Consider the following 19,297-nt stretch of genomic DNA (forward strand, 5'->3'; position numbering starts at 1 on the left):
CGTTGTTCTGGGAACGGCGGTGGCGGGGATCGCTCCCGCCGCCGCCGATTCCGCTTTCCGGCCAGTACGATCATGCGCTGACCTGGTGCGTTCGTTCGACGTGCCGGACGCTCGTACCCAGGTCGCGTCGGCGGTGATCGTCAGTGGTGCCACGGAGTTCTGCGATGTCCGCGGCACGATCTCGCCGAACATCGGCTTTCAGCTGAAACTGCCGACCCGTGGTTACCAGGGCCGCTACCTCCAGTACGGGTGTGGCGGATTCTGTGGAATCACCCGCGATCCGGCCTTTCCCGCCGGCTGCGGTCCCGCTTTCGGTGACGCCGCGGTGGCGGCGACCGACGACGGTCATCAGGTCTCGCTGGAGAACCCGTTCGACGCGACCTGGGCCGCCAACGACCAGAAGGCCCGCGACGACTACTTCTTCCGCGCGCCCCACGCGTTGTCGAAGGTGTCCAAGCACATCATTTCGGTGTTCTACGGCAAGGCGCCGGTGAAGTCGTACTTCAACGGGTGCTCCAACGGCGGGCGCGAGGGCCTGCTGCTGGCCCAGCGCTACCCGCGTGACTTCGACGGCATCATCGCGGCCGCGCCCGCCGGGTACTACGGCGCGCTGATCGGCTACCAGGCGTGGATCGCGCGCAACACCATCCCCAACGACAAGATCTTCCTGCTGCACGACGCGGTGATGGCAGCCTGCGACGGGCTGGACGACCTCGTGGACGGCCAGATCGACGACCCGCGCCTGTGCGAGTTCGATCCGGGAACGCTCGCGGGCCAGCTGACCGACGACGAGATCGCCCGCGTCCGCCGTCTCTACGACGGACCGGCCGACCACGGCGTGCGGCTCTACCCCGGTGGCCAGGCGTACGGCTCGGAGATCTCGTGGACGTTCTGGCTGAACCCGTCACCCGGCCTCGGCAGGGGAGTCGCCGCCGAACTCGCGGACAACGGCCTGAAGCACCTTCTCTACCCGATCGGCAAGCCGCACTCGTCACTCGAGTCCTTCGAGTTCACCACGCGTGAGTTCCGGCGCCTGGTGCCCGAAACCGTGAAGGCGAACGCGCTTTCGCTGGACCTGCGCGCGTTCCAGCGGGCAGGCGGCAAGCTGATCATCTGGCACGGCGCGGGAGACCAGGGCATCCCGTTCGAGAGCACGCTCGACTACTGGCAGCGGCTGACCGGCGGCAGGAACCCTTCCTGGGCAAGGCTGTTCGTCGTCCCGTCGATGTGGCACTGCGACGGCGGCGACACCCTCACCACCTTCGACCCGTTCCGCGCACTCGTGTCGTGGGTCGAAGGCGGCCAGGCGCCGTCCCGGATCATCGCCGAAGGCCGTGACCAGGAGGGCAACGTCGTGCGCACCCGTCCGGTGTTCCCGTATCCGTTGCGCGCCAAGTACGACGGATCGGGCTCGGTGGACGACGCGGCGAACTTCGTCGCGGCGCCGGGATTCGGGTTCAAGGACCGGATCCGGTGGGCCGGTGAGGACCTCTACCGGTCCGGACCTGTCGCGCCCTAGCGGAACTTCCGGATGGCGGCGGTGATGGCCTGGTCCATGCTGCTGCCATTCATGATCTCGTGGCCGGCGTCGTTCAGGATGACCAGTTCGGCGTCGGGCCACCTCTTCGCCACCTCCCACGCGGTGTGCAGCGGCCCGCCGAAGTCGTTGCGGCCGTGGATGAGCACACCGGGGATGCCCTTGAGCCTGTCGAGGTTGTCGAGGATGTGGTTCGGCTCGATGAACGCCTCGTTGCCCCAGTAGTGGCTCACGGTCCGCGCGAGCCGGTAGCGCGTGACGGGGTCGGCGTACCTCGTGCCTTCGAAGTCGTTGTCGCCGCCCGTGATCGTGGACAGGTCCCACTTGCTCCAGTCCCAGGCGGCCTTCTCCCTGACCGCCGGATCCGGCGAGTTGAGGAGCCTGTTGTAGGCCAGGGCCAGGTTGCCGTCGCGATCTTCTTCGGGAACGCCTTCGCGGAAGGCGTCGAAGTGGTCCGGGAAGAACATGCCGAGGCCGCGGGTGATCCACGCGTGCTCCTCGGGGCGGGAGGTGGTCACCGCAGGGATGATGATCTCGCTGACCCTGGTGGGGTGCTGGATGGCGTAGGCGAGGATCAGGGTGGAGCCCCAGGAACCGCCGGCCAGCAGCCACTTCTCGATGCCGAGGTGTTCACGGAGCTTCTCGGCGTCGTCGATCAGGTGCTGGGTGGTGTTGTGCTCCATGCCGGTCGCCGGATCCGCGACCGACGGGGTGCTCTGACCGCTGCCGCGCTGGTCCCAGAGGATCAGGTTCCAGTGGTCCGGGTCGAAGTCCTCGCGCCATCGGGGATGTGAGCCCGATCCTGGGCCGCCGTGGAACACGCACGCCGGTTTGCCGCCGGGATTGCCGCTGGCCTCCCAGTGAACGAGCTGGCCGTCACCGACGTCGAGCATGCCCTGGGCGTAGGGCTCCACCTGTGGGTACATGGCGGCGAGAGTATTGCGGACACGCCGACACGCCCACTGCCTTTACGGCTGCGGACGTGTGTGTGGCGTGCTGGTCCTGTTGCGGTGTCAGGACTTCTGCTTGGCGGCGATCTGGTCCAGCACCTCGGTCTGCGACACGATGATCTTCCCGGCCAGGGCCTTCGAGCCGATGTGCTCGCCCTTGGCCTGGGCGTTCTTCGCCATGTCGACGCCACTGCGGAGGTGGCGGGAGAGGGTGGCGAGGAAGAGGTCGTCGTACTGCTTGCCGGTGGCGGACTTCAGCGCCTCGACGTCCTTGACGGTCATCATGCCCGCCATCTTGTGCGTGGCGTTGGCGTCGTTACCGGGCACCTGGATGTTCCAGCTGCGCAGGTAGGTGGCCATCTGCTCGATCTCGCCGGTCTCGGCGTTGGCGATCTTGTCGGCCACGTTGACGACGAACTCGTCCTTGGACTTCGTCATGGCGACCTTGGCGATCTCGATCGTCTGGTGGTGGTGCGGGATCATCTGCAACGAGAACGTCGCGTCCGCCTCGTTGGCCGCCGGTTCGCCTGAGCTGCTGCCTCCGACCGATGAACAGCCCGTCAGCGCAACCAGCCCTAGCACGATGATGAGCAGACGCGCTCGCATGAAGCCTCCCGTCTCGCGGTTCCCTGACGAGGGATACGGGTGGCCGAAGTGTCCGGTTCAGCAAAAGTTTCGGAACCTAAGTGGTTCGGTGGAGTTCGAGCGCCGCCAGCACGCCCTGAACCACGTCGGGATGGCCCAGCGGAAGCGGTGCCGGGGTGTCGTTGGTGTGGTGGATGACGTGGGCGAACGGCACGTCCACGGCGACCTCGGGGTCGACCAGCAGGACCGAGCGCACGAGGTCCGAGTGGGCCGCCACCAGTTCGATGACATCCGCTGCGATCGGCCCGCTGGCGACCACGTCGAGCACGGTCCTGGTGTCGTCCCGGTGCCTGGTCAGCACGGTGTCCACTGTGGACTTCCAGCTCGGTGCGGCGGGAACGCGCAGCCACACGACCCGCAGGTGTTCGGTCAGCGGACGCCAGGTCGCGGGAATCTCGTTGTGGACGGCTTCTCCGGCTGGATCGATCACGAGGACCGTGGGGGCACCTGCGGGTCCGTCGGCGACAACGCCGGGACCGGCCGCCCTGCTGGGCTCGTCGAATTCGCGCATGTCCTGGGATACCCAGTGAGCAGAGTTCGTACCAGTGGGCTGACTGGGCTGATCCAGTGACCCGAATGGCGGAGCAATAGGACCACTTGGCTGGGTGGACTTGTTGGTGCGCAACATTTTCGTTCGCGTCCGGCGGTTACTTGACCACTTTCTGAACACCGGTTTATGGTCTAGACCACAGACCGAAACTGGATCGGTGAGCGCATCTGAGGCGCTGCCGGTTCCCGCCCCCTGCCTACGGGTCCACCCGTTTGGGAACGATCCAAGGAGTTCGGACGAATGAAAATCATGCGCAAAGCGGCGCTCCTGATTGCCGCTGTCCCTGCCATTGTGCTCATTACACCGGTCGGTTCGGCCAGTGCGCACGGCTACGTGTCGTCGCCCGCCAGCCGTTCGGCGCAGTGCGCCAGGGGAGACATCTCCGTCGACCTCTGCGGTCAGGCGAAGTACGAACCGCAGAGCGCCGAGGGCGTCAAGGGCAAGAAGAACTGCAGCGGCGACAACGGTGCCTTCGCTCCGCTCGACAACGACAGCCTGCCCTGGAAGGTCACCAGCACCGGCCAGACCCTGTCGCTGACCTGGACCTTCACCGCCCGGCACGCCACGCGTGACTACGAGTACTTCATCGGCGGCACGCGCGTCGGTTACGTCGCCGGCAACAACCAGCAGCCGAACAACCCGACCACGCACACGATCAACCTCGGCGGGTTCTCCGGCCGGCAGAAGCTGTTCGCCGTCTGGAACATCGGCGACACGGTGAACGCGTTCTACTCGTGCATCGACCTCAACATCAACGGTGGCGGCACGACTCCGCCGCCCACCACCACGACGACCACTCCTCCGCCCACCACGACGAGCAGCAGCACCACGACGCCGCCGCCCGCCGGTGGCACGTGGGCGGCGAACACGTCGTACGCGACCGGGCAGACCGTCACCTACGGCGGTTCGACCTACCGCTGCCGTCAGGCGCACACCTCGCTGACCGGCTGGGAACCGCCGAACGTGGCGGCACTGTGGGAGAAGATCTGATCCGATGAGGCGCCTGGTGATCGCGGTCGCGGTCCTGGCGCTGGCGGGGTGCGGCGGAGAGGCGATCGTGCCGGAGGGCCAAGGGGCTCACGGGCACGGCGCGTCCTCCGCCGCACCACCCGTTCCGGGTGCCAGCGCGAGGTTCAACGACGCGGACGTGATGTTCGTGCAGATGATGGTGGACCACCTGCAGCTCGGCATCAGCCTCTCGCAGGTGGGGCTGGCTAAGGCGACCAGCAAGGAGGCGAAGGACCTCGCGGGCGCGATCGACGTGACCCAGCGCGAGGAGCTCACGATGCTCAAGTCGTGGCTGAAGCTCTGGAGCAAGCCGGAAGGCGACGGCGCCAACCTGCACGCCGCCCACGGCGGTCAGCCGCTGCTCGACGACAAGGTCATCAACGAGACCAAGGACAAGAGCGGGGCCGAGTTCGACCAGCTCTTCCTCAACCTGATGGCGGGGCACCAGGGCGCCGGTGTGGAGATGGCGCTCGACGAGAAGAAGGAAGGCATGAACCCCGAGACGACGGCCTATGCGGAACGGGTGGTCAACACCCGGCAGGGTCAGATCTCGCAGATGCTGAAGATCATCGGCGGAGCGTAGGCGCAGGCTCGTCAGCGGGCGGGCAGCGTTCGGTCAGCGGCCCGGCGTTGCATCCCGTGCATGGACGTACTGATCTCGGGAGCGGGAATCGCCGGGCCCGCACTCGCGCACTGGCTGACGCGTTTCGGCTTCTCCCCGGTCGTGGTGGAACGCGCGCCATCGTTGCGTGACGGTGGCCAGGCCGTGGACTTCCGCGGCGAGGCGCACCTGTCCGTGCTCAGGCGGATGGGTAGTGCTCGACGCGGTGCTGGCCGCGCAGACCACGCCGCGGGACATGGTGTTCCGCGGCGCCGACGGACGTGAGAGGGCACGGCTGCCCGCCTCGTTCACCGCCGGGGACGTGGAGATCCTCCGCGGCGACCTGTCACGCCTGCTGTACGAGCTTTCCGCGGACCAGGTGCCGTACGTGTTCGGCGACTGGATCACATCGCTGCACGATGACGGTGATGGCGTGGACGTGACGTTCGCGCACGGGGCGCCGAGACGGTTCGACTTCGTGATCGGCGCGGACGGGATGCGCTCCGGCGTGCGGCGGCTGGTCTTCCCGCGGTACCGGCCGAAGTTCCAGGGCTACTACTTCGCGATCTGGGACGCGGAGGGCGACGATCGGGACCTGACCTGCTCACCGGGCGTGCTGACCTCGCCGGGGTGGCTGATGTACAAGTCGCCGGTCCCTCCCGAGCTGATGCCGGACGAGGTGGTCGCGCCCGGTGTCTACTTCGACTCCATCAGTCAGGTGCGCATGCCGGCGGTGAGTTCCGGGCGGGTCACGTTGATCGGTGACGCCGGATACGGATCCACGTTGGGCGGCATGGGAACCGGGCTCGCGGTCGTCTCCGCCTACGTGCTGGCGGGGGAGATGGCGTTGGGAGGCAACGCCTTCGCCCGGTACGAGGCGCTGATCGGGCCGTACGCCCGTGGCAGCCAGGGCAATCCGGGGCCGTTCCTCGCGCCCGGCAGCAGGCTCGGGATGTGGGTGCGGGACCGGATGTTCGGGCTGCTGCCGAAGATGCCCGTGTTCGCGCGGATGGATCTGCGGGCCGCTACCGCGATCAGGCTTCCCGAGTACGCCACAGTTCACTGAGCGCCGCGTCCACGTGCTGCCTGGCCGCCGTGTGCATCCACCCGAACCCGAGCTCCTGCTGTGCTGCCAGCAGGAGCTCCTCTGCCCGCTCCGGATCTCCCCGGCGCTGGGCGATCTTGGCCAGCCCGGCGTTGGCGAGCACCCGAGTGGCGGCCAACCCTGCCTGCGCCGCCATCTCCAGCGCCTCGAGGTAGTCACGTTCGGCCTGGTCCTGGTCGATGTCGAGCAACCGGTCCGCGCGCCGTGCCCGCAGCTCGGCCAACTCCTCGACGGCGCCCAGTTCGGCGACGGCCTGGAGAGCCTGGTCCGTCAGCGCGAGGGCTTCGGCCGGGTCCTCGGTCAGGGTGGCCAGCACGTCCAGGACCTGGGCCGATCCCCAGCGTTCGCCGAGGCCCTGGAAGTGCCGCAGGGCTTCGCGGGACTGCTGGATCGCGACGGCGCGGTCACCGCTGCCGGCCCAGGTGGTGTAGGCGTTGCTGAAGCCCATCAGACCCTGGATCCACGGGTCCTCGCTGCTCTCGATCTCGTCCTGGAGCGCGGTGCGCGGCGCGGCCGGGTCGGGCGGGCCGCTGAGCATGGCCCAGGCGATGAGCACGAACGGTTGCTTGATCGGGCCGCGCAACGCCAGGAGCTTCTCCGGCACGCGTTCGGGTTCGGCCAGGGCGAGCAGGACCGTGTACTCCTCTGTGGACTGTTCGGGTGTCCGGTCCAGCAGCCGGCGGGCCGCGCCCTGGACCTCCGTGCGGCTGCCCTTCAGGTACCAGTACCAGGCCAGGTCGCTGACGAGCCGCAACGCCTGCTCCGGCACGAACGAGGTGGTCCATTCCAGCGCCTGCATCAGGTTCGCGTGCTCGGCCGTCAGCCGGGTGAACCACCGCACCTGATCCCGTTGGCGCAGCTCGGGATCCGCGCGGCGGGCCAGTTCCTGGAAGTACGCGGCGTGCTCGGCGTCGACGCGCTTGTGCTGCGAGCAGAACTCGCGGATGGTCTCCAGCATCCGGTAACGGCCGTCGGCGGCCTCGACCAAGGACTTGTCCACCAACGCGTCCAGCACCTCGACGTCGTGCCGGCAGACCTCCTCGACGGCCTCCAGCGTCGCCCCGCCGCTGAACGTGGCCAGGCACGCGGCCAGGTCGCGTTCGTCCTGCGACAGCAGGTCCCACGACCACTCGACGACCGCGCGCAGCGTCTGGTGGCGGGGCGCGGCGGCGCGGTTTCCCTTGGTGAGCAGGCGGAAACGGTCGTTCAGGCGGTCGGCGATCTCCTCGGTGGTCAGCGTGCGGGTGCGCGCCGCGGCCAGTTCGATCGCGAGCGGGAGGCCGTCCAGTTCCCGGCAGATGTCGGCGGTGTGCTGGTCACGCACGAACGTGGGGTTGACCAGGCGGGCGCGGTCGGCGAACAGCGCCACGCTCTGCTCGGGGTTCAGCGGCGGCACCGGGCACAGCGTCTCGCCGGTGATGCCGAGCGCCTCCCGGCTGGTGGCGAGGATGCGCAACGACGGGCACGTGCTGAGCAGGCGCCCGGCCAGTTGGGCGGCCTGGACGATCAGGTGCTCGCAGTTGTCCAGGATCAGCAACGTGTCGCGCTCGCGCAGGGCCAGCGTCAGGCGGTCTTCCGGCTCCAGCACGGTTTCCTTGAGCCCCAACGCCTGCAGGGCCGCCGCCGCGACGTCCTTGGCCGGCGCCAGGTCAACGAAGATCGCTCCGGGACCGGCGGCCTGCAGCGCGAGCCGGGTCTTGCCCGCGCCGCCGGGACCGGTGAGGGTGATGAGACGGGAGGAGAGCGCGGCGATCCGCGCGAGTTCTTCCTGTCTGCCAACGAAATTGGTGAGCTGGGCGGGCAGTTCGCGGTGGGTCTGGCCGCGCAGGACCTGCAGGTGCACGGCGCGCAGTTCGGGGGACGGATCGGTGCCCAGTTCGTCGGCCAGCACGGCGCGCGCGTCCTCGAACGCCTGCAACGCCTCGGCTTGGCGACCCTGCTGGTTCAGCGCCTGCATCAGGTAGCCGCGCAGGCGTTCGTCCAACGGGTGCTGCCGCACCAGGTCCTGGATCTCCTGGACGTCCGCCTTGCCGAGCCTGATCCGTGTGGCGATCAGCGAACCCGAGACGGCGGAGCGCTGCTCTTCCCAGCGGGTCGCGTGGTCAGCCAGCGGAACGTCGGCGAGCGCCGGACCGCGCCAGAGCTGAAGTGCCTCGGACAAAAGGGATTCCGCCGCCTGCGAATCACCCTGTTCCAACGCGGTGCGGCCCTTTGTAGCCAGCACTGCGAACCGGTGCGCGTCGACCTGGGAGGCGGGCAGCGCCAGGCGGTATCCGGCCGGGTGGAACTCGATCAGCGACGTGTCCCCGAGCGCCCGGCGCAGGCGCGAGACCTGGCCCTGCAAGGCGTTCGCGGCATCGGCCGGTGGCTCGGAGCCGTAGAGCTCGTCCACCAAACGGTCGAGCGGGACGATTTCGCCCACCCGGATCGCCAGCAGCGCCAGCAGAGTGCGCGGCCGTGGGCCACCCACCGCGATCTTGCCGTCGGGAGAGCTCGCTTCAACTGGCCCGAGAATGCCGATGTGCACGGTGTCAGCGTACGAAGCGCCCAGGACTCGTACCCAGCACACGGCGAAAGTGGCGCGTGAGGTGCGACTGGTCGTGGAACCCGGCCAGCACCGCCACCTCCGCCGCGGGCCGTCCCTCGACCAGATAGCCGCGGGCGAGATCCACCCGGCGCCCGGTCAGGTAGCGGTGCGGCGGCAACCCGAACCGTCGGCTGAACGCCCGCACCAGGTGGGTCGGGCTGGTCTGCAACTCCCGCGCGGCCGCGTTCAGGGTCATCCCGTCCGGCAGTGAGGCGTCCAGCAGTTGCCGCAACCGGTCGGCGAGCGTCGGATCCGCGTGCACGGCGGGTGCGGTGCCGGCGAAGTGGTGCGTGAGGCGTTCGGTGATCAGCGCCAGCCGGCTCGCCGCCTCGAACGGCTCGTCCAGCGCCAGGTGCAGTTGGTGAACTCGGTGGCGCAGCAGCGGATCGGGCAGCATCGGCGTGTCGACGGCCTTGCCGATCAGGTCGGACGGCAGCACCGAGTCGTCCAGGTACAGCACGCGTTTGTGGAACCCGGTCGGGTGCGCGGACCGGCCGTCGTGCGGCACGTGCGGCGGCAACAGCGTGACGCCATCCACGAGCGCGCCGTGCTCGTGACGGTCCAGTTCGTACCGCACGGCCCCGGTGTCGAGCACCATCAACGTCCACGCGTCGTGCGTGTGCGCCGGGTAGACGTGCGTGGTGAAGGAGGCGTGGAAGACCTCCTTGATGCCTTCCACGCCCGGCCTCCAGGCCGTGACGCTCATGTCAGAAACGTACAAGACCCCGCACTCGCATGCCCGCGATCGTGTGTCCATGTTCGACACCAAGATCGCTGTGCTGCTGCGGGACGACCTGGCCGGCTGGCAGGCGCTGAACGTCACCGCCTTCCTCGTCAGCGGGCTGTCCGAGACGCTGCGCGGCGAGCCCTACATCGACGCCGACGACGTGCACTACCTGCCGATGTTCGGCCAGCCCGTCGTGGTCCTGCAGGGCGACCAGGAACTCCTCAAGAAGGCCCACGAACGCGCCCTGAACCGCAACCAGGCCATGACGATCTTCACCGCCGACCTGTTCGCCACCGGCAACGACGCGGACAACCGCGCGGCCGTCCGCAAGGTGCACACCCAGGACCTCGACCTGGTCGGGATCGCGGTGCACGGCCAGAAGAACGCCGTCGACAAGATCTTCAAGGGCGCCCGGATGCACCCCTGACGAAACCGCGTTCTAATGCGCTGGTGATCAAGCTGCTCCGGATGGCCGTGTTCCTGCTGGTTCTTTCGGCAGAGGTGTACCTGGTGGTGACGCTGGGGGAGAAGTTCCGCCCCGCCGACCACTTCAGCTTCTTCACCGTGCTCTCGAACGTCTTCGCGGCTGTCGTGGCGCTGCTCGGCGTGTTCAGCCCGGTGTCGCCGCAGATCAGGGGTGCTGCCGTGCTCTACATGGCCACGACGGGCATCGTGTACTGGCTGCTGCTGCAAGGCATCGACGTCCAGACGCCCGCCTATGCGAACTGGGTGCTGCACACCGTCGTGCCGATCCTCGTGGTCGTGGAGTGGCTTCTCGCGCCTGAGAAGACCAGGCGGTGGTGGATCTGGCTGTCGTTCCCACTCGCCTATCTCACCTACACGCTGGTCAGGGGCCCGATCGTGGGCTGGTACCCCTACCCGTTCCTGGATCCGCGTCAGAACGGCTACGGCGACGTGCTCCTGACCTGCGTGTTCGTCGCGGCGGTCTTCGGTGTGCTGGCCTTCGCGGTCTCCTGGGCAGGGACCAAATTGGCCCAGAAACGCAGCCCGTCGATGTCCCACAACCAGGGCCAATAACCGTCCTACGGTCTAGGACATGACCAGGCGACTCGCGTACGCGCAGCTGACGAACTCGATCGGAGACGGCGGATTCCTCGTCGTCTCCGCCCTCTACTTCACGCAGATCGTCGGTCTCAGCGCGGGTCGGCCTCGCGCTGACCCTCGCGTGGGGCGTCGGAGCCGTCGCGGGCGTCGCGCTGGGACATCTCGCCGACCGCCTGGGCCCGCGCACCACCGCCGTCGTGCTCGCCGCGGCCACGGCCACGAGCATCGCGATCCTGCTCCTCACCCGGAACTTCGCCGCGTTCGTGCTGGTCATGTGCCTGTACGCGAGCTTCCAGAGCGGTCTGCAGGCGTCCAGACAGGCACTCCTCGCGGGCCTGACCACCCCGGAAGAACGCACACGGGCCCGTGCACGAATCCAGTCCACGGCCAACGCGGGCATTGCGATCGGCGCGGCGGCGGGCGGGTTCGCGCTGCACCTGGGCACCGAGGCCGCCTACACGGCCGTCTTCGTGCTCGACGTGCTCGCGTTCGTCGTCGCGGCAGTGGTGCTGAGCACGCTGCCGGAGACCGTGATGACCAGGGCGAAGGGCAAGTTCGACGTCCTCAAGGACCGCCCGTACGCGCTGATCACGCTGATCAACGCCGTGATGCTGCTCTACATGCCGCTGCTGAGCCTGATCATCCCGCTGTGGATCGTGCAGCGCACCGAGGCGCCGACCTGGCTCGCGGCCGCGTTGCTGGTCCTCAACACCGCGGCCGTCGTGCTGTTCCAGGTCCGGATCGCCCGGCGCGCCACCGGTCTCGGCGAGGCCTCGAAGCTCGTGAAGCACTCCGGGCTGGTCATGTTCGCGTCCTGCGCGGTCTTCGCCGCCACGGCGTTCAGCGTCGGCGCCTGGCCCGTGGCGGCACTGCTGATCGCCGCCGCCGGACTGCAGGTGCTCGGCGAGATGATGCTCGCCTCCGGGGCGTGGGAGATCAGCTTCGCCCTCGCGCCCGCCGACCGGCAGGGCCAGTACCAGGGCTTCTTCGCGACCGGCACGGCCGTCGCGCGCATGGTCGGCCCCGCCCTGCTCACCACCGTCGTGCTCGGCTGGGGAGCACTCGGGTGGCTCGCGGTCGGCGGGCTGTTCGTCGTGGCGGGTTACGCGATGGGACCGGCGGTGCGCTGGGCCCGCGAGAAGAACTCCACGAGTTCCGGCGCCATGACCGACGACTTGTACATGTGCGTCTGACCGGGCAGCGTCCGGTACTCCGTGTCCGCCCCGAGCACTTCCGAGACGTTCTTCATGGCGTTGCGGAGGTACTCGGGGCTCTTGCCGCCGTCCATCGCGAGGGTCGGCACCTTCACCGTCCAGCGGTCCGCCGGCAGCTTCGAACCGCGGCCGTCGTCGCCGAGGATCGTCAGGTCCCACGGCAGCGTGTGCGCCACGACCTTGAGCTTCTTCCACACCGGGGTCAGCTTCATGATCGCGACACCGATGCCGGGCGTGCCGACCATCTTCATGAACGCCGAGAGCATGCCGGAGCGGTCGTCGCGGGCCAGCATGTCGTTCATCTGCCGCACGATGTCCGCGGGGCGCGGCTTGTACGTGCCGTCCACGACGAACGGCGCCTCGTAGATCGCGAGCCGGGAGATGCCCGGCAGTCGTGACGCCGCTTCGAGAGCCAGCACCGCGCCCGACGAGACACCGAAGACGAACGCGCTGCCGCCCGCCTCCCTGATCACGGCGTCGATGTCCTCGACCTCGCGCTCCACCGACCACGGCGTCGCGCCGTCACCGGTCTCGCCGCGTCCGCGCCGGTCGTAGGTGTAGACCGTGAAGTTCTTGTCCAGCACCGAAGCCAGCTCGGTGGTCGGGCCGAACATGCGGTGGCACATCGCGCCGTCCACGATGATCAGCGCCGGCCCGGCACCGGTGATCGAGTAGGCGACCTCGGTGCCGTCGGCGGAAGTCGTGAAGCGCGTCATTTCTGCTCTCCCAGGGTGGTGTCGAGGAAGTCCTGCCAGTCCTGTTCGGACTCGTCGCCCTCGAAGACGTTGTGCGCGGCGATGACCGGACCGAAGAACCCGCGCATGAACCGGTACATGCCCTTGTCGGTGCGCAGCGCGAGAGTGTGAGCGTTGCGGTGGAACTCGACGGCGTCCGGGAGCTTCCCGGCCAGCGCCGCGTCGAGCTTCTTCCAGGCCTCGTCCCAGTCCGTGACCATCGGCCCGAAGACCGTGAGCGGACGGGCCGTGCGGCCGGGGAAGTGCGTCAGGTACTCGAGCAGCGTGCGCCGGAACAGCGCGCCGCCCAGCGTCATCGCCTCGAACTCGTCGGCCCAGTCGTCGCCGGGCAGGAAGCCGCTCGTCACCATCCGCAGCAAGGTGCTGCCGTGCTCGCGGCCCTCGACGAGGAACTCGTAGGCGACGAACCGGCCGTCGGGCGCCTTGCCGCTGTCGTACGCGAAGTGGCGCCCCGGTTCCGCCGCGGTGACCTCGCTCGTCGGCTCGTACCCGCCGAAGGCCATCTTGACCTGGCCGTTCGCGACCTCGTTGCGGCCCATGAACCACGAGTCGATGCCCGGCCCCGTCGCAATGGCCGTCCAGACGTCCTCGACTGACGCAGGCACCTCTAGGTCGTCGGTGCTCGTGAACTCGTGGCCCATCGGTTCTCCCTGTCCTGGTTCGTGGATGGTCTCATCCTGCTCCCGACGATTCTCTTCGTCAAGACAGTGAGACTGGTCTTGACAAAAAAACTTGTCGGTGATTCCGTTCTCGCCACACCGAACCTCTGGAGGAACCCATGTCCCGCATCGCCTGCGGTGTCGTCGCCGGTCCGCTCTACCTCGTCGTCGGGTACGCCCAGGCGTTCACCCGCGAGGGCTTCGACCTCTCGCGGCACCCGTTCAGCATGCTCAGCCTCGGCTCGCTGGGCTGGATCCAGATCGCGAACTTCATCGTCAGCGGCGCGTTGTTCCTGGTCGCGGCCACCGGCATGGCGAAGCACACGAGGTGGGGAGCGAGGCTGATCGGCCTGATGGGGGCGGGCATGATCCTCGGCGGGGTGTTCGTCGCCGATCCGGCCATGGGCTTCCCCGCCGGAGCACCGGACGGCCCGCCGGCCTCGTTGTCCTGGCACGGCGCTCTGCACGCGGTCGCGTTCGGGCTCGCGATGATCGGCTGGATCGGGGCGTGCTTCGTGTTCGCGCGTAGGCTCGGAGGATGGCTGGCGGTGATGAGCGGCCTGACGGGCGTGCTCCTGGTGGTGCCGATGGCGTTCCTGGGCAACCCCGGCGGGACGGTGCTGCTCTACGTGGTCGCGACGATCGGCTGGGTCTGGACCTCGCTCGTGTCCCTGAGGCTGAACCGGCCTGCCTTCTCGAGCTGATCTGCCCGGAGTGCGGGCGCGTCACCACCGATGAGCACGCGCCCGGCTGTGCCGCCTGTCAGACCAGCTGATGGGCGTGCATCTTGCTGATGTCGTAGGAGACACCGCAGAACGTGCACTGCAACCCGTACCTGCTGCTGATGGTGAACAGCGGGATGAAGAAGATCGTCGGCTTCGTGTAGCGGCGGAACAGGTTGTGCGCCGACTGGTGGTGGCAGTGCCCGCACACCAGCGTCAGCATGCGCAGCTGCTCGATCGTCGTGCGCCAGCCGAAAATGACCATCTGCTCTCCTCGTCCCGGATGTCCTTCTGACGTCTGAGGTCCCCCCTGAGTTGCAGTGGACCCGCGGAATTCAGAAGGTGGACAGGTGGACACCCTGCTGCGGCCCTGGACCCCCGACGACGCGCCGATCATCCTGGCCGCTGCCGGCGAGGAGATGATGGACCGCCAGTTCACCTCCCAGATCGACTCACTCGCCGCCGCCGAGGAGTGGATCGCGCTGCTCGCGTCCCACCGTACCGACGACACCGCGTACGCGTTCGCCGTGCTGCACGAGGGCGTGCCGGTGGGCAACGTCGCCGTGTCGAGCGTCGAGCGCCGTCACCTGACCGGGTGGGTCTCCTACTGGATGCGGGAGGAGGCGCGGGGCAAGGGGCTGGCGACCAGGGCCTGCCGCGCGGTCAGCGAGTTCGCCTTCTCCGAGCTCGGCCTGTTCCGCCTGGAGATCGCACACCGCCTGGACAATCCCGCTTCCTGCCGGGTCGCGAAGGGCGCCGGCTACGCGGTGGAAGGCGTCGAGCGGGCCCGGTTGCTCTACGACGGAGTCCGCTACGACACCGAGACCCACGCGCGGCTCGCCACGGACTGAGGTTCACGTCGCGGTTCGGCGGGTAGCCCGAAGTGCATGAGCGGACTGCAGGACGAGCTGCTGCGGACGTTGGTCAAGGTCGCCAACGCTTTACGTGGCGCGGAGATCCCCTTCGCGCTGACGGGTGGTTGCGCGGGCTATGCGCGGGGCGGGCCGGCGAGCGAGCACGACGTGGATCTTCTGGTGCGCCCGGAGGACGCCACCGAGGCCGTGCGCGTGCTGGTGAAGCGCGGGCTCCGCGCCGCTGAGCCGCCGGAGGACTGGCTGCTCAAGGTCTACGACGGGGATTCGTTGGTGGACCTGCTCTTCCGGCCGAACGAACGCCTCGTCACCGACGAGATCCTCGCGATGGCCGAGGAGATGCCGGTCGGGTCGGTGATGCTGCCGGTCATGCCGGCGACGTTCGTGCTGAGCAGCAAGCTGCTCGTGCTGGACGGGCACCGCTGCGACTTCAGCGAGCTGCTGCCGTTCGCCCGCGCGCTGCGAGAACAGATCGACTGGGAGCAGGTGCGCGAGGAGACCAAGGACTCTCCTTACGCGGAAGCGTTCCTGGTGCTCATCGAACGCCTGGACATCATCGGGAGGGGCCATGAGTTCCGAGCAGTACCTGGCAGCAAATCTGCGTAGGGCGGTGGCCGAGGACCCACGCACCGCCGAGCTCGGCGTGCGCGTCACCGTGCGCGGTGATCACGTGATGCTCTCGGGCGACGTGGCGTGCGCGGACCGCCGCGCCGCGCTGGAGGAGGTCCTGCACGAGGCCGCCCCCGAACTGACGATCTTCAACGACGTGCGCGTGACACCTGCGGGCGAACCGGAGGGTGAGGAGGACCTGCGATGATCCGAGTCGCTGCGGTCGGGGACATCCATCTCGGCGAGGACATGCGCGGGCATCTCCGACCAGCCCTGGAGAAGGTCGGCGAGCACGCCGACATCCTGCTGCTGGCCGGTGACCTGACCCGGCACGGAACGGTCGTCGAGGCCTCCGTCGTCGCGGACGAGTTCGCGGACCTGCCGGTGCCCGTCGTCGCGGTCCTGGGCAACCACGACCATCACGACGACAAGCCGCTCGAAGTAACCAAGACTTTGCAGGACAAGGGCATCCACGTGCTGGAGGGCACGACGTTCACCCATCGGGCGAACGGCTGCTCGATCGGCATCGCGGGCGTGAAGGGGTTCGGCGGCGGGTTCGCCGGCAAGTGCGGCAGCGCGTTCGGCGAGCGCGAGATGAAGGCGTTCATCCAGCACACCTGCGAGATCGCGGAGAACCTGGAAGGCGCACTGTCCGAACTGGACACCGACATCAAGGTCGCGTTGACGCACTACGCGCCGGTGCCGGACACGCTGCGCGGCGAACCACCGGAGATCTACCCGTTCCTCGGCTCGTACCTGCTCGGCGAGGCCATCGACGCCACCGGCACGGATCTCGCCGTGCACGGCCACGCGCACTTCGGCACCGAGCAGGGCCTGACGCCGGGCGGAGTGCGGGTCCGCAACGTCGCGCAGCCGATCATCCGCTCCGCCTACACGGTGTACGTGCTGGAAGGAACCTCTTCATGACCGTCGGCGACTTCATCGTGCAACGCCTGCGGGACTGGGGTGTCAAGCAGGTGTTCGCGTATCCCGGCGACGGCATCAACGGGATCGTGGCCGCGTTCGGCAAGGCGGACAACGACCCGAAGTTCATCCAGACCCGTCACGAGGAGATGGCCGCGTTCGCCGCCGTCGGCTTCGCGAAGTTCAGCGGTGACGTGGGTGTCTGCCTCGCGACCTCCGGACCCGGCGCGATCCACCTGCTCAACGGCCTGTACGACGCGAAACTCGACCACGTGCCGGTCGTCGCGATCGTCGGCCAGACCGCCCGCACCGCGCAGGGCGGCAGCTACCAGCAGGAGGTCGACCTGCACTCGTTGTTCCGCGACGTCGCCTCGTACCTGGTCGACGTGACGGTGCCCGAGCAGCTGCCCAACGCGCTGGACCGGGCGATGCGCACGGCCGCCGCCGATCGCGCGCCCGCCGTGCTGATCATCCCGAACGACGTGCAGGAGCAGGAGTACGCCGCGCCCAAGCACGAGTTCAAGTACATCCCGTCGAGCCCGCCGTCCCGTCCGTCGTCGACCGTCGTGCCCGCCGATGACGAGGTGCGACGCGCCGCCGAGGTGCTGAACAGCGGCGAGAAGGTCGCGATCCTGATCGGCCAGGGCGCGCGCGGAGCGTCCGACGAGGTGCGCGCGACCGCCGAGGTGCTGGGCGCCGGTGTCGCGAAGGCGTTGCTGGGCAAGGACGTGCTGCCCGATGACCTGCCGTACGTGACCGGGTCGATCGGGCTGCTCGGCACCCGGCCGTCGTACGAGATGATGCGCGACTGCGACCGGTTGCTGATCATCGGGTCGAACTTCCCGTACTCCCAGTTCCTGCCGAAGTTCGGGTCCGCCCGAGGCGTGCAGATCGACCTCGACGGCCGCGCGATCGGCATGCGCTACCCGACCGAGGTCAACCTCGTCGGTGATGCGGGAGCGACGTTGCGCGCGCTGATCCCGTTGCTGGAGCGCAAGGAAGACCGCAGGTGGCGGGAGACGATCGAGGCGAACGTCGAGCGCTGGTGGGAGGTCGTGGAACGGCAGGCGCAGGTGCCCGCCGATCCCGTCAACCCGATGCGGATCGTCTCCGAACTCTCGAAACGCCTGCCGCACAACGCGATCGTCACCGCGGACTCGGGTTCGGCGACCAACTGGTACGCGCGGCTGCTCAAGATCCGTGGCAACGTGCGGTCCTCGTTGTCCGGCACGCTGGCCACGATGGGCTGCGCGGTCCCGTACGCGCTGGGCGCTTCCTTCGCACAGCCGGACCGGCCGTTGATCGCGTTGGTCGGCGACGGCGCGATGCAGATGAACGGCATGGCGGAGTTGCTGACGCTGCGGCGATACGGCGTCCGTTGCGTCGTCTGCGTGTTCCACAACAACGACCTCAACCAGGTCACGTGGGAGCTGCGCGCGATGGGCGGTGCGCCGAAGTTCGAGGAGTCGCAGACACTTCCGGACATCTCGTACGCCGCCTTCGCGCGGTCGATCGGCCTGCAGGGCATCGAGGTCAACGATCCGGCGCAGCTCAGCACGGCGTGGGAGACGGCGCTCGCGTTCGACGGCTCGACCGTGCTCGACGTGCGCTGCGACCCGAACGTGCCGCCGATCCCGCCGCACGCGACGTTCGAACAGATCAAGGACATGACCGAGGCCGTGCTGCGCGGCGACCCCGACGCGTGGGACCTGATGACGCGCGGCCTCAAGACCAAGATCCAGGAGTTGCTGCCGTGATCACGGGCTATTTCCTTTCCTCAGAAGAACACGGACCGCGCGACCTGGTCCGCAACGCTCGAATGGCGCAGGAGCACGGCTTCGAGGCGCTGTGGATCTCCGACCACTTCCACCCGTGGAACGACGAACAGGGCCAGTCCCCGTTCGTGTGGGGCACGATCGGCGCGCTGTCCGAGGCCGTCACGTTGCCGATCACCACGGCCGTGACCTGCCCGATCGTCCGCATCCACCCGGCCGTCATCGCGCAGGCCGCCGCCACCGCGGCCGTGCAGACGGAGGGCCGTTTCGTGCTCGGCGTCGGCAGCGGTGAGGCGCTGAACGAACACGTGCTGGGCGACCGCTGGCCGTCCGCCGACGTGCGGCTCGAAATGCTGGAGGAGGCGATCGGCCTCATCCGCACGCTGCACCAGGGCGACGAGGTCACCCACCACGGCAAGCACTACACCGTGGAGAACGCCCGTCTCTACACCGTGCCCGAACGGCCGGTGCCGATCTACGTCTCCGCGTTCGGCCCCAAGGCGGTCCGGCTCGCGGCACGCTGCGGCGACGGCTACGTGAGTGTCGGCCCGGCCGGCGATCTGGTGAAGCAGTACCGCGCCGAGGGCGGGCGCGGACCGGCGCAGAGCGGACTGAAGGTCTGCTACGCCGAGTCCGAGGAGGACGCGGTCGCCACCGCGCATCGGTTGTGGCCCAACGACGGCCTGCCCGGTGAGCTGGCCCAGGTGCTGCCGACGCCGAAGCACTTCGAGCAGGCGTCGGAGTTGGTCACGCCCGAGATGATCTCGAAGGCGATCCCGTGCGGCCCGGACCCCGAGAAGTACGCGGAGAAGGTCAGGGAGTTCGCCGAGGCCGGGTTCGACGAGGTCTACGTGCAGCAGATCGGACCGAAGCAGCAGGAGTTCTTCGAGTTCTGGGCCAAGGAAGTCGTACCTCTGCTCGACGTGTGACCGGATAGGATCGCGGCATGACCACCAGAAAGGGCCATGCCGCGTAGGCGCCCTGTCCGCGAG

The 19,297-nt window shown here is 68.4% G+C and carries 23 protein-coding genes; 15 read left to right on the forward strand and 8 right to left on the reverse strand.

Going from position 1 to position 19,297, the window contains the following annotated elements; all coding sequences use genetic code 11:
- Positions 1 to 85: 85 nt before the first annotated feature.
- Positions 86 to 1,519 carry a tannase/feruloyl esterase family alpha/beta hydrolase gene (locus OG205_RS38610; RefSeq protein WP_330272756.1) on the forward strand — a complete coding sequence of 478 codons (1,434 nt, stop codon included), beginning with the start codon at positions 86 to 88 and terminating at the stop codon, positions 1,517 to 1,519.
- Here the strand turns inward: OG205_RS38610 and pip are convergent.
- The 3 genes from pip to OG205_RS38625 all read right to left on the reverse strand — a co-directional run bounded on the left by pip (position 1,516) and on the right by OG205_RS38625 (position 3,643).
- Complete coding sequence (pip, locus tag OG205_RS38615; protein ID WP_330272757.1) at positions 1,516 to 2,463, reverse strand: prolyl aminopeptidase; 948 nt, start codon at positions 2,461 to 2,463, stop codon at positions 1,516 to 1,518. The genes OG205_RS38610 and pip overlap by 4 nt on opposite strands.
- Positions 2,464 to 2,550: 87 nt before the next feature.
- Positions 2,551 to 3,093 (reverse strand): DUF305 domain-containing protein, encoded by a 543-nt coding sequence (locus tag OG205_RS38620; protein ID WP_330272758.1) that lies wholly within the window; start codon positions 3,091 to 3,093, stop codon positions 2,551 to 2,553.
- 76 nt (positions 3,094 to 3,169) lie between these two features.
- On the reverse strand, positions 3,170 to 3,643 hold the full coding sequence (locus OG205_RS38625) for a hypothetical protein (protein WP_330272759.1): 474 nt from the start codon (positions 3,641 to 3,643) through the stop codon (positions 3,170 to 3,172).
- A 279-nt stretch (positions 3,644 to 3,922) separates the two neighbouring features.
- On the opposite strand from OG205_RS38625, the gene OG205_RS38630 reads away from it, so the two are divergent.
- The 4 genes from OG205_RS38630 to OG205_RS38645 are packed head-to-tail and all read left to right on the forward strand — an operon-like array spanning position 3,923 to position 6,357.
- On the forward strand, positions 3,923 to 4,672 hold the full coding sequence (locus OG205_RS38630) for a lytic polysaccharide monooxygenase (RefSeq protein WP_330272760.1): 750 nt from the start codon (positions 3,923 to 3,925) through the stop codon (positions 4,670 to 4,672).
- Positions 4,673 to 4,676: 4 nt separating this feature from the next.
- Positions 4,677 to 5,273: a DUF305 domain-containing protein gene (locus tag OG205_RS38635; protein WP_330272761.1), complete on the forward strand. Its 597-nt coding sequence runs from the start codon at positions 4,677 to 4,679 to the stop codon at positions 5,271 to 5,273.
- A 60-nt stretch (positions 5,274 to 5,333) separates the two neighbouring features.
- Complete coding sequence (locus OG205_RS38640) at positions 5,334 to 5,576, forward strand: FAD-dependent monooxygenase (protein WP_330272762.1); 243 nt, start codon at positions 5,334 to 5,336, stop codon at positions 5,574 to 5,576.
- Entirely contained in the window at positions 5,506 to 6,357 is an 852-nt protein-coding gene (locus tag OG205_RS38645; RefSeq protein ID WP_330272763.1) for an FAD-dependent oxidoreductase, read from the forward strand. Before OG205_RS38640 ends, OG205_RS38645 begins: the two co-directional genes overlap by 71 nt.
- Here OG205_RS38645 and OG205_RS38650 read toward each other — a convergent pair.
- Together OG205_RS38650 and OG205_RS38655 are read right to left on the reverse strand one after the other, a co-directional pair.
- Positions 6,326 to 8,923, reverse strand: coding sequence for a BTAD domain-containing putative transcriptional regulator (locus OG205_RS38650; protein WP_330272764.1), 2,598 nt, complete (start codon positions 8,921 to 8,923; stop codon positions 6,326 to 6,328). The two genes, OG205_RS38645 and OG205_RS38650, sit on opposite strands and share 32 nt — an antisense overlap.
- A gap of 4 nt (positions 8,924 to 8,927) precedes the next feature.
- The gene (locus OG205_RS38655; RefSeq protein ID WP_330272765.1) at positions 8,928 to 9,689 is read right to left on the reverse strand and encodes an AraC family transcriptional regulator; all 762 of its coding nucleotides are present in this window, start codon (positions 9,687 to 9,689) and stop codon (positions 8,928 to 8,930) included.
- A gap of 49 nt (positions 9,690 to 9,738) precedes the next feature.
- Here OG205_RS38655 and OG205_RS38660 point away from each other — a divergent pair, with 49 nt between their 5' ends.
- From OG205_RS38660 to OG205_RS38670, 3 genes are all read left to right on the forward strand, one after another.
- Positions 9,739 to 10,137, forward strand: coding sequence for a DUF2000 domain-containing protein (locus tag OG205_RS38660; protein WP_319975376.1), 399 nt, complete (start codon positions 9,739 to 9,741; stop codon positions 10,135 to 10,137).
- Positions 10,138 to 10,160: 23 nt separating this feature from the next.
- Positions 10,161 to 10,748: a Pr6Pr family membrane protein gene (locus tag OG205_RS38665; RefSeq protein ID WP_330272766.1), complete on the forward strand. Its 588-nt coding sequence runs from the start codon at positions 10,161 to 10,163 to the stop codon at positions 10,746 to 10,748.
- A gap of 179 nt (positions 10,749 to 10,927) precedes the next feature.
- A complete protein-coding gene (locus OG205_RS38670; RefSeq protein WP_330278321.1) occupies positions 10,928 to 11,968 on the forward strand; it encodes an MFS transporter in 1,041 nt (346 codons plus the stop codon).
- Here OG205_RS38670 and OG205_RS38675 read toward each other — a convergent pair.
- On the reverse strand, positions 11,878 to 12,705 hold the full coding sequence (locus OG205_RS38675) for an alpha/beta hydrolase (RefSeq protein WP_330272767.1): 828 nt from the start codon (positions 12,703 to 12,705) through the stop codon (positions 11,878 to 11,880). The genes OG205_RS38670 and OG205_RS38675 overlap by 91 nt on opposite strands.
- Positions 12,702 to 13,385 carry an SRPBCC domain-containing protein gene (locus OG205_RS38680; RefSeq protein WP_330272768.1) on the reverse strand — a complete coding sequence of 228 codons (684 nt, stop codon included), beginning with the start codon at positions 13,383 to 13,385 and terminating at the stop codon, positions 12,702 to 12,704. Before OG205_RS38680 ends, OG205_RS38675 begins: the two co-directional genes overlap by 4 nt.
- A 137-nt stretch (positions 13,386 to 13,522) precedes the next feature.
- On the opposite strand from OG205_RS38680, the gene OG205_RS38685 reads away from it, so the two are divergent.
- Entirely contained in the window at positions 13,523 to 14,107 is a 585-nt protein-coding gene (locus OG205_RS38685) for a DUF998 domain-containing protein (RefSeq protein ID WP_330272769.1), read from the forward strand.
- A 58-nt stretch (positions 14,108 to 14,165) separates the two neighbouring features.
- Here OG205_RS38685 and OG205_RS38690 read toward each other — a convergent pair whose 3' ends face one another.
- Positions 14,166 to 14,390: a zinc-ribbon domain-containing protein gene (locus OG205_RS38690; protein ID WP_319966184.1), complete on the reverse strand. Its 225-nt coding sequence runs from the start codon at positions 14,388 to 14,390 to the stop codon at positions 14,166 to 14,168.
- An 85-nt stretch (positions 14,391 to 14,475) separates the two neighbouring features.
- Here OG205_RS38690 and OG205_RS38695 point away from each other — a divergent pair, with 85 nt between their 5' ends.
- From OG205_RS38695 to OG205_RS38720, 6 genes are read left to right on the forward strand one after another with little or no spacing between them, the layout of a single operon-like run.
- Entirely contained in the window at positions 14,476 to 14,976 is a 501-nt protein-coding gene (locus tag OG205_RS38695) for a GNAT family N-acetyltransferase (protein WP_330272770.1), read from the forward strand.
- Positions 14,977 to 15,012: 36 nt separating this feature from the next.
- Positions 15,013 to 15,603 carry a nucleotidyltransferase family protein gene (locus tag OG205_RS38700; protein WP_330272771.1) on the forward strand — a complete coding sequence of 197 codons (591 nt, stop codon included), beginning with the start codon at positions 15,013 to 15,015 and terminating at the stop codon, positions 15,601 to 15,603.
- A 4-nt stretch (positions 15,604 to 15,607) separates the two neighbouring features.
- Positions 15,608 to 15,814: a BON domain-containing protein gene (locus OG205_RS38705; protein WP_322788954.1), complete on the forward strand. Its 207-nt coding sequence runs from the start codon at positions 15,608 to 15,610 to the stop codon at positions 15,812 to 15,814.
- Positions 15,811 to 16,533 (forward strand): metallophosphoesterase family protein, encoded by a 723-nt coding sequence (locus OG205_RS38710; RefSeq protein WP_330272772.1) that lies wholly within the window; start codon positions 15,811 to 15,813, stop codon positions 16,531 to 16,533. The genes OG205_RS38705 and OG205_RS38710 overlap by 4 nt, the downstream gene beginning before the upstream one ends.
- Positions 16,530 to 18,287 (forward strand): thiamine pyrophosphate-requiring protein, encoded by a 1,758-nt coding sequence (locus tag OG205_RS38715; RefSeq protein ID WP_330272773.1) that lies wholly within the window; start codon positions 16,530 to 16,532, stop codon positions 18,285 to 18,287. Before OG205_RS38710 ends, OG205_RS38715 begins: the two co-directional genes overlap by 4 nt.
- On the forward strand, positions 18,284 to 19,234 hold the full coding sequence (locus tag OG205_RS38720) for a TIGR03557 family F420-dependent LLM class oxidoreductase (protein ID WP_330272774.1): 951 nt from the start codon (positions 18,284 to 18,286) through the stop codon (positions 19,232 to 19,234). The genes OG205_RS38715 and OG205_RS38720 overlap by 4 nt, the downstream gene beginning before the upstream one ends.
- Positions 19,235 to 19,297 lie beyond the last annotated feature (63 nt).

Origin of the sequence: Lentzea sp. NBC_00516, from assembly GCF_036346835.1 — a bacterium.
In the GTDB taxonomy this organism is placed as follows: Bacteria; Actinomycetota; Actinomycetes; order Mycobacteriales; family Pseudonocardiaceae; genus Lentzea; species Lentzea sokolovensis.

Bases quoted from the DNA above. Each gene is read 5' to 3' on its own strand.
- pip (WP_330272757.1), bottom strand. From the start codon at position 2,463: ATGTACCCACAGGTGGAGCCCTACGCCCAGGGCATGCTCGACGTCGGT.
- OG205_RS38620 (WP_330272758.1), bottom strand. From the start codon at position 3,093: ATGCGAGCGCGTCTGCTCATCATCGTGCTAGGGCTGGTTGCGCTGACG.
- OG205_RS38625 (WP_330272759.1), bottom strand. From the start codon at position 3,643: ATGCGCGAATTCGACGAGCCCAGCAGGGCGGCCGGTCCCGGCGTTGTC.
- OG205_RS38630 (WP_330272760.1), top strand. From the start codon at position 3,923: ATGAAAATCATGCGCAAAGCGGCGCTCCTGATTGCCGCTGTCCCTGCC.
- OG205_RS38635 (WP_330272761.1), top strand. From the start codon at position 4,677: ATGAGGCGCCTGGTGATCGCGGTCGCGGTCCTGGCGCTGGCGGGGTGC.
- OG205_RS38640 (WP_330272762.1), top strand. From the start codon at position 5,334: ATGGACGTACTGATCTCGGGAGCGGGAATCGCCGGGCCCGCACTCGCG.
- OG205_RS38655 (WP_330272765.1), bottom strand. From the start codon at position 9,689: ATGAGCGTCACGGCCTGGAGGCCGGGCGTGGAAGGCATCAAGGAGGTC.
- OG205_RS38660 (WP_319975376.1), top strand. From the start codon at position 9,739: ATGTTCGACACCAAGATCGCTGTGCTGCTGCGGGACGACCTGGCCGGC.
- OG205_RS38675 (WP_330272767.1), bottom strand. From the start codon at position 12,705: ATGACGCGCTTCACGACTTCCGCCGACGGCACCGAGGTCGCCTACTCG.
- OG205_RS38680 (WP_330272768.1), bottom strand. From the start codon at position 13,385: ATGGGCCACGAGTTCACGAGCACCGACGACCTAGAGGTGCCTGCGTCA.
- OG205_RS38685 (WP_330272769.1), top strand. From the start codon at position 13,523: ATGTCCCGCATCGCCTGCGGTGTCGTCGCCGGTCCGCTCTACCTCGTC.
- OG205_RS38690 (WP_319966184.1), bottom strand. From the start codon at position 14,390: ATGGTCATTTTCGGCTGGCGCACGACGATCGAGCAGCTGCGCATGCTG.
- OG205_RS38700 (WP_330272771.1), top strand. From the start codon at position 15,013: ATGAGCGGACTGCAGGACGAGCTGCTGCGGACGTTGGTCAAGGTCGCC.
- OG205_RS38710 (WP_330272772.1), top strand. From the start codon at position 15,811: ATGATCCGAGTCGCTGCGGTCGGGGACATCCATCTCGGCGAGGACATG.
- OG205_RS38715 (WP_330272773.1), top strand. From the start codon at position 16,530: ATGACCGTCGGCGACTTCATCGTGCAACGCCTGCGGGACTGGGGTGTC.